Raw genomic sequence first — 11,114 nt, 5'->3', positions numbered from 1 at the left:
GATCCTGACGAACCGCTACGGGATCGATCCGTCGCGCGTGCGCGTGATTCCCGGCTGCGTCGATACCGCGCAGTTCGACACGCCGCTCACGCCGGCCGAGGCGCGGCACGGCCAGCGCGCTGCAGATCACCGCGCTCGCGCTCGGCCTGATGTGCCTGCTGCTGATCGCGATCACGCGCAACGACCTCGTCGCGGGCTGGCAGCAGTCGACGCCGCCCGATGCGCCGAATCAGTTCCTGATCGACATCCAGCCCGACCAGCGCGCCGACGTCGCGGCCTATCTGGCCGCGCACGGCGTGCGCGACGCGGTGCCCGAGCCGATGGTGCGCGGCCGCCTCGTTGCGATCAACGGCAAGCCGGTGAATCCGGACGCATACCCGTCCGAGGAGGCGCGCCGGCTCGTCGACCGCGAGTTCAACCTGTCCTATACGACCCAGTTGCCGTCCGACAACCGGATCATCGAAGGCGACTGGTTCGGCACCGCGGCGACGCCGCAGATCTCGATCGAGGCCGGCCTGGCGAAGACGCTGAACGTGAAGCCGGGCGACGTGCTGCGCTTCGACGTGACGGGGCTCACGGTCGATGCGCCGATCACCAGCGTGCGCAAGCTCGACTGGGGTTCGTTCCGCGTCAATTTCTTCGTGCTGATGCCGCCGCCGGTGCTGAAGGATTTCCCGGCCGTGTACCTGACGAGCTTCCATTTGCCGGCATCGAATGCCGCGCTGCTCGATCCGCTGATCGCGCGCTATCCGAACCTGACCGCGATCGACGTCGCACCGATCCTCGCGCAGTTGCAGCGGATGATGCTGCAGGTGGTCGGCGCGGTGCAGTTCCTGTTCATGTTCACGCTCGCGGCCGGCGTGCTCGTGCTGTACACGGCGCTTGCCGGCACGCGCGACGAGCGGGTGCGCGAGGCCGCGCTGCTGCGCGCGCTCGGCGCGTCGCGCGCGCAGGTCAACGCGGTGCAGCGCGCGGAGTTCGTCGTGGTCGGCACCCTGGCCGGTGCGCTGGCATCGGCGGGCGCGATCGCGGTCGGCTGGGTGCTCGCGTCGCGCGTGTTCGACTTCCAGCTCGCCGTCGATCCGTGGCTCGTGCCGGCCGGCATCGCGGCCGGCGTCGCGTGCGCCGGTGCGGCCGGCTGGCTGAGCCTGCATAATGTGCTGCGGCGCCCCGCGCTGCAGTCGCTGCGCGACGCATGAGCGTCGCCGGCAGCCCCGAAGATCCCGTTTTCCGACTATCCGTATGACCGATGTGAATGACGATGCGCCGTCGCAACCGACGGCGTTCGAGCTCGTGGGTGGTGAAGCCCGCGTGCGCGAGATGGTGGACCGCTTTTACGACCTGATGGACCTCGAGCCCGAGTTCGCGCAGATTCGCGCGCTGCACCCGGCATCGCTCGACGGTTCACGCGACAAGTTTTTCTGGTTCCTGTGCGGGTGGCTCGGCGGCCCCGACCACTACATCAGCCGGTTCGGCCATCCGCGGCTGCGCGCGCGGCACCTGCCGTTCCCGATCGCGTCGGTCGAGCGCGACCAGTGGCTGCGCTGCATGGCGTGGGCGATGGAGGACATCGGGCTGCCCGAGCCGCTGCGCGAGCGGCTCATGCATTCGTTCTACGACACGGCCGACTGGATGCGCAACCGGCCCGGTTGATCGACCGGTACGCCGCCGCCCGCGCGCGGGGCGATCTGCGTCTGGGCGCGCGCGCCGCGCGGCGCGACACTGGCCGCTTTCCCAATCGATACGAGGCTCGCCCGATGACGACACAAGCGCTGTTTCGCGAAGACGCGTACCTCACGCAATGCGATGCGGTCGTCCTGGCCGTCGGCGACGACGGCATCCGGCTCGACCGCACCGTGTTCTATCCGCTCGGCGGCGGCCAGGCCGGCGACACCGGCACGCTGACGCTGCCCGACGGCAGCACGATCACGATTGCCGATACGCGCAAGGCCAAGTTCGACGGCGCGACGCCCGACGACGCCGTGCACGTGCCCGCACCGGGGCAGGAGGCGAGCGTCGCGACGCTCGAGCCCGGCACGCGCGTGGTTGCGGAGATCGACTGGCTGCGCCGCTATCGTCACATGCGGCTGCATACCGCGGCACACCTGATGTGCGCGGTGCTGCCGTATGCGGTCGACGGCTGCAGCGTGACGGCCGACTACGTGCGGCTCGATTTCGCGACGTCCGACGCAATCGACCGCGACGACGTCGAGCGGCGCCTCGCCGGCCTGGTGGACGGCGCGCACCCGGTCACGACCGAGTGGATCACCGACGACGAGATGGCCGCACGGCCGGATCTCGTGCGCACGATGAGCGTGAAGCCACCGATGGGCCTCGGCCGCGTGCGGCTGCTGCGCATCGAGCAGGTCGACCTGCAGCCGTGCGGCGGCACGCATGTGCGCAATACGTCCGAAATCGGCGAGCTGCGGGTCGCGAAACTGGAAAAGAAGAGCGCGCGCACCCGGCGCCTCGTACTGGAGTTTGCATGACGATTGACACTACCCACGCGGGCGCGGCGGCGCTCGATCCGCAAGCGCGGGAGATTCTGGATTTCTGGTTCGGCGAGCCAGGCTCGGCCGAATTCGGGCAGGACCGCAAGGTCTGGTTCAACGGTGGCGCGGCGTTCGACGGCGTGCTGCGCACGCGCTACGGCGCTTTGCTCGACGCCGCGTGCGACGGCGCTTGCGATCACTGGGCAGGCTCGCCGTTGGGGGCACTGGCGTTGATCGTCGTGCTCGACCAGTTCTCGCGCAACATCCATCGCGGCACGCCGCGCGCGTTTGCTGCCGATCCGAAGGCGCTCGCGCTCGCGCGCCGCGTCGTCGCGGCCGGCTGGGACGCGCGGTTGCCGAGCGGGCATCACCGCGCGTTCGCGTATCTGCCGTTCGAGCACGACGAGTCGGTCGAGAGCCAGCGTGAGGCCGTGCGCCTGTGCGCGGGCATCCGGGACGAGGCAGGGTGCGAGAGCTATCACCGCTTCGCGTTGCTGCATGCGGCCGTCGTCGAGCGCTTCGGCCGCTTTCCGCACCGGAACGCGATTCTTGGTCGGGTATCGAGCGACGAGGAGACGGCGTTTCTTCGCGAGCCCGGTTCCTCGTTCTGACGATTCCGGCAGCGGCGTGACGCGGGGAGGGCGGCGGCCCACGGCGTCACACGGGCACGGAGGCGGCAAGGGGCGCCGGTCGGCGGCGCGTATTTCCGGATGGCGGTTCGCTGCTCGGGCGGTGGCGCTCACCGCTCCACGCCCGGCATGAGCGCAAGCACGGCGGCGCGCCGTGCCTCCCCGCGTTACTCCGCGTGCTGTTCGGGCGTGCGCACGTACACGCGCAGCAGTTCCTCGTTGTCGCCCGGGCGGGCGCCCGTCCAGAACAGTTTCCATTCGTCGCCGGGCGCCGGATCGACGGCCCGCACGCCCTGGACGATCATCCAGGTGCAGCGCGTCGTCTTCGCGTCGGCGATCGGCGTGTGCTGGATGCCGGAGAAGTAGTACAGCATCGGCGCTTCCGATTCGCCGAGCCCGTGCAGGCTCGCCATGCAGTCGCCGTCGTTCCATTCGAGCGCGAGGTGCGCGTTCAGGTCGTCGAACACCGAGCGGTAGCTCTTCGCGACGTCGAGCCACGGCAGCAGCAGCGTGTAAATGAGCCCCCATGCGACGAGTGCGCCGGCGCCCCACGATAGCGCGCCGCGCCAGACGCCGGTCGTGCGCAGCTTTGGCAGCAGCGTCAGCCAGCCGACCGTCAGCGCGAGCGCACCGATCACCAGCGCGGGTTCGATCGGCATCGTCCAGTCGAGCGGCAGCCAGCGGCCGAGCAGCGTGAGATCCTTGCGCGACGCGGCCGGATCGGCCATCACCGCCCAGATGGCCCACGCGAGCGCGGCGGCCGTGCCGAACAGGATGCGGCTCAGGTAATCCCACGCGAGATGCAGCTGGCGCGGCAGGCGGTCGATGGCCTGCGCGGCGACCAGCGCGAGCGGGGCGAAGAACGGCAGGATGTAGAGCTGGCGCGACGTCGCGGACACTTGCAGCACGACGAGCCCGATGACCGTGAACATCACCGGCAGCGCGATGCGCGGCGTGCGCCAGTCGCGCCACGCACCCCGCGCGAGCGCGAGCGCGACGATCGCGAGCGGCGCGACCGGGAAGCCGACGAGCAGGAACGCGCGCAGGATGAAGAACGGCTTGTCGTTTTCCGCGCCCAGTTCGGGGACGGAGAAACCGAAGAAGCGGCCGACGTTGTTATCCCAGAACCACGTCATGAACAGTGTCTCGGAGCGCAGGAACAGCGCGGTCGGCCAGACGAGCGCGAACGGCGCGAACACCAGTGCGGCGACGCCGAGCGAGCGCGCGAACGCGCGGGTGCGGCAGGCCGGATAGAGCACCAGCGCGCCGACGAGCGTGGCTGCAAACACGAGCGGCACGAACAGCCCCTTCGTCATCAGCGCAATGCCGACGCCCGCGCCGAAGATCGGCGCGGCCCAGCGGCCCGGCGGCCGGACCGGCAGCCCGTGCCGCATCTGCTGCGCGCGCGCGACGTGCTGCATCACGAGTTCGAGCAGTCCGCAGAACGCGATTGCCGTGCCGGCGAACAGCGCGACGTCGGTCATCATGTCGTGCACGTGCTTGATGACGACGAGCGTGCCGGCGCTCAGCACGACGGGACCGATCACGCGCAGGTCGAACCAGGAGTCCGCGCGGCTGGCGACGCGCGCCGCGCGCGCGATGAAGCCGAATGCAAGTGCGGCGAACAGCGCGCTCGCGAGCCGGGCCGCGTCGTGCAGCGGCATCACGCGCTGCAGCAGCCATGCGAGGCTGGTCGCGACCCACGCGTAAAGCGGCGGCTTTTCCATGAACGGCAGGCCGGCATTGGTCGGCACGACGAAGTCGCCGGTCTCGAGCATGTGCTGGATGATGCCGAACGTGTAGGTTTCGTCCTGCTTCCACGGATCGTGGCCGAGCACGCCCGGCAGCGTATACGCGCAGATCAGCGCGGCGACGAACAGCCACGTGCGCCAGCCGAGCAGGCGCGAGCGTTCGCGCGTCGTGCGGGTGGCGGCGCTCGAGGCGACGACGGGCGTGCCGGCGGCGTCGAGCGTGGCGGTGAGGTCGGCGTCGGCGGTCGAGTGGGTGTGCTGGGCCGGAGCGGGCACAGACGTGCGTCGCCGGCTAGGCGCTGCGGTTCCAGGCATGGAAGGAGTCTCGGGTCGAGTCGAGCCGATCCGGCGACATGGGCAGGACCGATTGGGGCCACATCAAGGGCCAATGGGCAGGTGTTTACGACACCTGTCTGAATATCCGCTAGTAGAACACGGAATTGTTACGGTGGATTACCGTTCGTGTCACGGAATTGTGGAGATTTGTGGTGTCGTGACGACGGATTGCTTCGGGCGGCGGTTTTTGATGCGCCGCAGTGCGGAATTACCGGCCGCCGCCGACGTCGAGCAGGGCGCCGGTCGTGTAGGACGCCGCGTCGCCCAGCAGCCAGACGATCGCTTCGGCGATCTCCTGCGCTTCGCCCGCGCGGCCGAGCGGGGTCGTTGCGCCGAGGCGGGCCGCACGGCCCGGCTGGCCGCCGCTGGCGTGAATGTCGGTCTCGATCAGGCCGGGGCGGACCGCGTTGACGCGCACGCCGTGCGGGCCGAGTTCCTTCGCGAGACCGATCGTCAGCGAGTCCACCGCGCCTTTCGACCCCGCATAGTCGACGTATTCGTTCGGCGAGCCGAGCCGGGAGGCGATCGACGACACGTTGACGATCGCGCCGCCGCGGCCGCCGCGGTCGGTGGACAGCCGGCGCGCCGCTTCGCGCGCGCACAGGTACGCGCCGAGCACGTTGGTGTCGAACATCCGCCGCAGCCGGTCGGCCGGCATGTCGGCGAGCGGCATCGACGGCGCGACGATGCCCGCGTTGTTGACGAGCGCGTCGATGCGGCCGAATGCGGCCGTCACGGTGTCGAACATCGCGATGACGTCCGCCTCGTTCGCGACATCGCCCGCGACGACGCACGCCCGGCCGCCCGCGTCGCGGACGGCCTGCGCGGTGAGTTCGGCCGCCGCCGCGTCGCGCGCGTAGTTGATGCCGACGTCCCAGCCGCGCTCGGCCGCGAGCACGGCGGTCGCGCGGCCGATGCCGCGGCTCGCGCCGGTGATGAGGACGGCCTTGCGATCGGACGGTGCGGTCATGGCGTGCGGTTTCCGGTGACGGTTACTTGGCTGCGTCGGGCGCCCACTTGTCGCGGGCGGGCGGCTGGTAGCGGCGCAGCCGCTCGATCAGCTCGACGGGTTCCGATTCGACGCACAGTGCGTCGAAATAGGCCGGACGCATGAAGCCTTCGTCGACCGTATGGCGCAGCAGCGCGATCAACGGATCGTAGAACGAATCGATGTTGTAGACCGCGACGGGCTTGCGGTGATAGCCGAGCTGCGCCCACGTGTAGACTTCGAAGAGCTCTTCGAGCGTGCCGGCGCCGCCGGGCATCGCGACGAACGCGTCGGAGAGATCGGCCATCATCTTCTTGCGGTGGTGCATGTCGGGCACGACGTGCAGTTCCGACAGCCCCGTATGGCCGACTTCCTTGTCGACGAGCAGTTCGGGGATCACGCCGACCGCACGGCCGCCGGCCGCCATCACTTCGTCGGCGATCACGCCCATCAGGCCGACCCGGCCGCCGCCGTAGACGAGCGTGAGGCCCGCATCGACGAGTGCGCGACCGAATGCGCGCGCGGCATCGGCATAGACGGGCCGCACGCCGGGCGACGAGCCGCAGTAAACGCAGACTGCCTTCATTGCTTGGAATCCTTGGCGGGTGCCTGCCCGATGACGACGGGGCTGTCGGCGGGGCGCGGCGAGCCGTCGCGCGGCGGCAGGTAGTCGGTGAACTGGCGCTTCGGCAGCTTGCCCGAGACCAGGTCGTCGAACAGCTGGCGCGAACGGCCGCGCAGGTACGGCGCCATCACGGAGATCACGTGCATGCTGACCTGGTGCAGTTCCTCGCGGATCGCGTCCTGGTCGTTGTATTTGCGCGGATGCATCACGTACTGGTACGACAGCCAGTAGGTCGAGATCACGGCCATGTTGGTGGCAATGACTTCGATCTCGGCGGGCGTGGCGACCATTTCCGCGTCGGACACGAGCAGCTCGCACATGTCGCGCGCGAAGCGCACCTTGTGGCTGATGATCTGCTTGAAGTGCGTCTCGAGCGTGCGGTTGCGGGCGAGCAGGTCGTTGAGGTCGCGATACAGGAACCGGTAGGTCCACATGAAATCGGCCATGTACTGCAGGTACGACCAGGTTTCGTCGATCGTCGGACGATGATCTTCGGGAAAGCGCAGCCGCCGTTCGATCTGCTGTTCGAACTGCGCGAAGATGCTGTTGATGATGTCGTCCTTGTTGCGGAAATGGTAGTACAGGTTGCCTGGACTGATTTCCATTTCCTCGGCGATCGTCGTGGTGGTGACGTTCGGTTCGCCGATCTCGTTGAAGAGTTTCAACGACAACTCGAGAATCCGTTCGCGGGTGCGGCGGGGAGGTTTCGCTTCCATGTCGTCCGGCCCTGTGTGTGCCGGACTGGCGGGCGCTGCAATCGATGCTGCGTGATTCGTCCGGCGCGGGTTGCTGTTCTATGTCTAGCGGACGATTATAAACCGGGGTTCCGCCACATCGGGGCATTTCGTGATCGCCGCCCCGCGCGGCGCATGGTGCAGCGCCGCAGGCGGGCGGTGCGCCATGTACCCGCGGGGCAGCCGTCTAGAAGCCGAGCCAGCGTGCGACGACCGGTCCGAGCACGAAGCCCCACGTCGTCACGCATGCGAACAGCGCGACCGTCACGGCTGCGCTGCCGAGGTCCTTCGCGCGCTTCGAGAGTTCGTGCCGCTCGAGCGAGATGCGGTCGATCGCGGCCTCGACGCTCGAGTTCAGCAGCTCGACGATCAGCACGAGCAGCACCGACGCGATCAGCAGCGCGCGCGATGCCGCCGGCACCGGTGCGAATGCGCCGACCGGGAGCATCAGCGCGGCGAGCGTGAGCTCCTGGCGAAACGCGCTCTCCTCGCGGATCGCCACGCGAAAGCCGTTCAGCGAATGCTTGAGGGCGTACCAGGCGCGCGTGATGCCGCGATGGCGCTTGTACGGATTCGGCGGCAGCGGTGCGAGCCGATCGTCGGGGCCGAGCGGCTCGTGCGCATGCACGTCCGCGTCGGCGTGCGGCTCTTCCTCGTCGAACGGGCGGTGCCGTTGCGGCGTTGCGTCTGGGGGCGGGATTTTGTCGTTCAGGTCTCGTTTCAAACGGCGGCACCTTCTGCTGGCGAGTACGCGGTCTTCGGCAGCGGCTTCAGATGCGACGCGAACTGCTCGGATGCCGCGCGCCACGAGAAGCGTTCGGCCCACGCGCGCGCAGTGGTGCGTTCGATCTTCAGCGCCTCGAGGCAGGCTTCCTGCAGGTCCTCGTGCATCGCGCCGGCGTCGCCGCCGCTGAGCACGTCGATCGGGCCCGTGACGGGATACGCGGCCACCGGCGTGCCGCAGGCGAGGGCTTCGAGCAGCACGAGGCCGAACGTGTCGGTGCGACTCGGGAACACGAACACGTCGGCCGCAGCATACACCTTGGCGAGCTCGGCCTGTGACAGCACGCCGAGATAGTTTGCTTCCGGATAGCGCGACTTCAGTTCCGCGAGCGCGGGGCCTTCGCCCGCGACCCACTTCGAGCCGGGCAGGTCGAGGCGCAGGAATGCCTCGACGTTCTTCTCGATCGCGACGCGGCCCACGTACAGGAAGATCGGCCGCGCGGTATTGAGCACCTTCGATTCCATCGGCCGGAAGATGTCGAGATCGACGCCGCGCGTCCACAGCACGACGTTCGTGAAGCCGAATTTCTCGAGGTCCTGCTTGACGACCGGCGTCGGCGCCATCACCGCGAGCGACGGGCCGTGGAACCAGTGCAGGAAGCGGTAGGTCGCGGCGAGCGGGATGCCGAAGCGCGCCTGCACATATTCCGGAAAGCGCGTGTGGTACGCGGTCGTGTACGGCAGCTTGCGCGAACGCGCGTAGCGTCGCGCGGCGAGGCCGAGCGGGCCTTCGGTCGCGATGTGCAGCGCGTCGGGTGCGAACGCATCGATCCGCGCGCGCAGCTTGCGGTACGGCAGGATCGACAGGCGGATCTCCGGGTAGGTCGGGCAGGGCACCGTGCGGAATTCCAGCGGCGTCAGCATTTCCACGCGGTGGCCGAGCGCGGTGAGTTCGCGCGACGTGCTCTTCAGCGTGCGCACGACGCCGTTGACCTGCGGTTCCCACGCGTCGGTGACGATCATGATCTTCATCGCGGCTTTGTCCTGTAAGTAGGGGTATGTCAGGCAGTGGCCTTGGCCTTGCGCGACGTGGTCTCCGTCGGTGCGGTGCGCATCACCGTCCAGTAGACGATCTTCAGTTCGCCTTCCATCGTTTCGACGAGTGCGGACAGGCTTTCGACCCAGTCGCCGTCGTTGCAGTACAGCACGCCGTCGATGTCGCGGATCTCCGCCTTGTGGATGTGGCCGCACACGACGCCGTCGCAGCCGCGGCGGCGCGCCTCGTCGGTCATCACGGTCTCGAACTGGGAGATGAAGTTGACGGCGTTCTTGACCTGGTGCTTCAGGTACTGCGACAGCGACCAGTACTGGAAGCCGAGCCGGCTGCGGATCCGGTTGAACCAGCGGTTCAGCACGAGGATCAGTGTGTAGAGTGTGTCGCCGAGGTACGCGAGCCATTTCGCGTGCTGGATCACGCCGTCGAACAGGTCGCCGTGCACGATCCACAAACGTTTGCCCGCGAGCGTCGTGTGGAACGCCTCGCCGCGCACCTGGATGTCGCCGAACGCGAGATCGCAGAACTGCCGCGCGCCTTCGTCGTGGTTGCCGGGGATGTAGACGACCTGCGTCCCCTTGCGTGCCTTGCGCAGGATCTTCTGCACGACGTCGTTGTGCGCCTGCGGCCAGTACCAGCCCTTCTTCAGCTGCCAGCCGTCGATGATGTCGCCGACGAGGTACAGGTACTCCGAATCGTTGTGGCGCAGGAAGTCGAGCAGGTACGGCGCCTGGCAACCGCTCGAGCCGAGGTGGATGTCGGACAGCCAGATGGTGCGGTAGCGGTGGGCCGACGAGTCGGGGTCGTCATGCTGCGTGGCGTGCCCGGCAGGCGGGTCTTGCGACACCAGCCCGTCGGTTGCGGCAGAACCGGACAGGAAAGCTGTGGCGGCGCGGGCGCCGATGGGGTGACGGAACAGGGAGGTCGCGGACGTTTTCTGGCCCATGCATGACTCGCGCCGGTTGACATTACCGGCATTCCGCCATGCGGGCGTGACTGTGCCATGACAGTCACGAGACGTTCTTATTACGACCGCTGCAGGGTGTTTAGCAGTGAATGACGGGGCGTTGTGTAACGTGCCGTACGGAACAGCCGACCATTGTCCGGCAAGGCTGTCGGGCCGGGCGGGAGTCGCTTCGGCGCGGTGCTTTCGTCTGGTGAATGCGACGCGTCAGCGCGGTATCGCGACGACGCGCGTGCGGGCGATCCGGTCGTGCGGAAACTGGCGCTCGGCGTGCAGTCGCGCGGCGCCGGCCCATGCGGCGATCCATGCGGCGGTGAGCGCGAGCGTGACGGGTACCGACAGGCCGAGGAGCGGATGCAGCGCGAGCGGCGGCAGGAACCACAGCCAGCCGAGCGCATAGCGGACGAGCGCGTGGCCCGTGCTCAGCGGCCGGCCGCTCGACGATTCGAGCCGCAGCCGCCACGTCTTCATCGGCAGCGTCTGGCCGCCGTGGGTCCAGAACCAGACGAAGTACGCGCCGACCACGAGCGCGATCCAGGCGGCGAGCAGGTTGTGATGGACGAGGCCGTTGCGTTGCTGCGTCGCGAGGCTGAACGCGAGCCCGGCGAAGAACACCACGCCGAACAGCAGCACGCCTTCGTAGAGCAGGGCGGCGAGACGCCGCCGCACGGACGGCGCGGCGGCCGGGGTTTCAAGTGCGTGGGCGTTCGCCACGGGCGCTCAGGAGCCCTTGAACAGCGAGGGCGCGTCGGCGGGCGACACCGGCGCCACGGCAGCCGGCGCGGAAGCGGTGCCGGCCGTCGACGACGCGGGCACCG

Annotated in this window: 11 protein-coding genes and 1 pseudogene; 4 read left to right on the top strand and 8 right to left on the bottom strand. The window is 68.7% G+C overall.

What is annotated here, in order from left to right; genetic code table 11:
* Positions 1-98 precede the first annotated feature (98 nt).
* The 4 genes and pseudogenes from F3J15_RS35640 to F3J15_RS35625 all read left to right on the top strand — a co-directional run.
* Positions 99-1,199, top strand: a pseudogene (locus F3J15_RS35640) (FtsX-like permease family protein); the annotation flags it as partial.
* Positions 1,200-1,242: 43 nt separating this feature from the next.
* Positions 1,243-1,653, top strand: coding sequence for a group II truncated hemoglobin (locus F3J15_RS35635; protein ID WP_089446124.1), 411 nt, complete (start codon positions 1,243-1,245; stop codon positions 1,651-1,653).
* 104 nt (positions 1,654-1,757) lie between these two features.
* Positions 1,758-2,489 (top strand): alanyl-tRNA editing protein, encoded by a 732-nt coding sequence (locus tag F3J15_RS35630; RefSeq protein ID WP_089446123.1) that lies wholly within the window; start codon positions 1,758-1,760, stop codon positions 2,487-2,489.
* The gene (locus F3J15_RS35625; protein ID WP_166897216.1) at positions 2,486-3,103 is read left to right on the top strand and encodes a DUF924 family protein; all 618 of its coding nucleotides are present in this window, start codon (positions 2,486-2,488) and stop codon (positions 3,101-3,103) included. The genes F3J15_RS35630 and F3J15_RS35625 overlap by 4 nt, the downstream gene beginning before the upstream one ends.
* Positions 3,104-3,288: 185 nt before the next feature.
* Here the strand turns inward: F3J15_RS35625 and F3J15_RS35620 are convergent, their stop codons facing one another.
* The 8 genes from F3J15_RS35620 to F3J15_RS35585 all read right to left on the bottom strand — a co-directional run bounded on the left by F3J15_RS35620 (position 3,289) and on the right by F3J15_RS35585 (position 11,010).
* The gene (locus tag F3J15_RS35620) at positions 3,289-5,187 is read right to left on the bottom strand and encodes a glycosyl transferase (RefSeq protein ID WP_166897213.1); all 1,899 of its coding nucleotides are present in this window, start codon (positions 5,185-5,187) and stop codon (positions 3,289-3,291) included.
* 229 nt (positions 5,188-5,416) lie between these two features.
* Positions 5,417-6,178, bottom strand: a complete 762-nt coding sequence (locus F3J15_RS35615; RefSeq protein WP_069248486.1) for an SDR family oxidoreductase — start codon at positions 6,176-6,178, stop codon at positions 5,417-5,419.
* A gap of 22 nt (positions 6,179-6,200) precedes the next feature.
* Positions 6,201-6,782 carry a TIGR00730 family Rossman fold protein gene (locus F3J15_RS35610; RefSeq protein ID WP_069257204.1) on the bottom strand — a complete coding sequence of 194 codons (582 nt, stop codon included), beginning with the start codon at positions 6,780-6,782 and terminating at the stop codon, positions 6,201-6,203.
* Positions 6,779-7,537, bottom strand: a complete 759-nt coding sequence (locus tag F3J15_RS35605; RefSeq protein ID WP_069248484.1) for a TetR/AcrR family transcriptional regulator — start codon at positions 7,535-7,537, stop codon at positions 6,779-6,781. The genes F3J15_RS35610 and F3J15_RS35605 overlap by 4 nt, the downstream gene beginning before the upstream one ends.
* A gap of 205 nt (positions 7,538-7,742) precedes the next feature.
* The gene (locus F3J15_RS35600; RefSeq protein ID WP_069248483.1) at positions 7,743-8,279 is read right to left on the bottom strand and encodes a diacylglycerol kinase; all 537 of its coding nucleotides are present in this window, start codon (positions 8,277-8,279) and stop codon (positions 7,743-7,745) included.
* Positions 8,276-9,310, bottom strand: a complete 1,035-nt coding sequence (locus F3J15_RS35595) for a glycosyltransferase family 1 protein (RefSeq protein ID WP_166897211.1) — start codon at positions 9,308-9,310, stop codon at positions 8,276-8,278. The genes F3J15_RS35600 and F3J15_RS35595 overlap by 4 nt, the downstream gene beginning before the upstream one ends.
* A 29-nt stretch (positions 9,311-9,339) precedes the next feature.
* A complete protein-coding gene (locus tag F3J15_RS35590; protein ID WP_069248481.1) occupies positions 9,340-10,278 on the bottom strand; it encodes a UDP-2,3-diacylglucosamine diphosphatase in 939 nt (312 codons plus the stop codon).
* A gap of 225 nt (positions 10,279-10,503) precedes the next feature.
* Positions 10,504-11,010 carry an RDD family protein gene (locus tag F3J15_RS35585; RefSeq protein ID WP_166897208.1) on the bottom strand — a complete coding sequence of 169 codons (507 nt, stop codon included), beginning with the start codon at positions 11,008-11,010 and terminating at the stop codon, positions 10,504-10,506.
* Between the last annotated feature and the right edge of the window lie 104 nt (positions 11,011-11,114).

The sequence above is a fragment of the Burkholderia sp. Ap-955 genome (assembly GCF_011753045.1).
Lineage (GTDB): Bacteria > Pseudomonadota > Gammaproteobacteria > Burkholderiales > Burkholderiaceae > Burkholderia > Burkholderia lata_D.
This window is presented reverse-complemented; position numbering and strand designations above follow the sequence as displayed.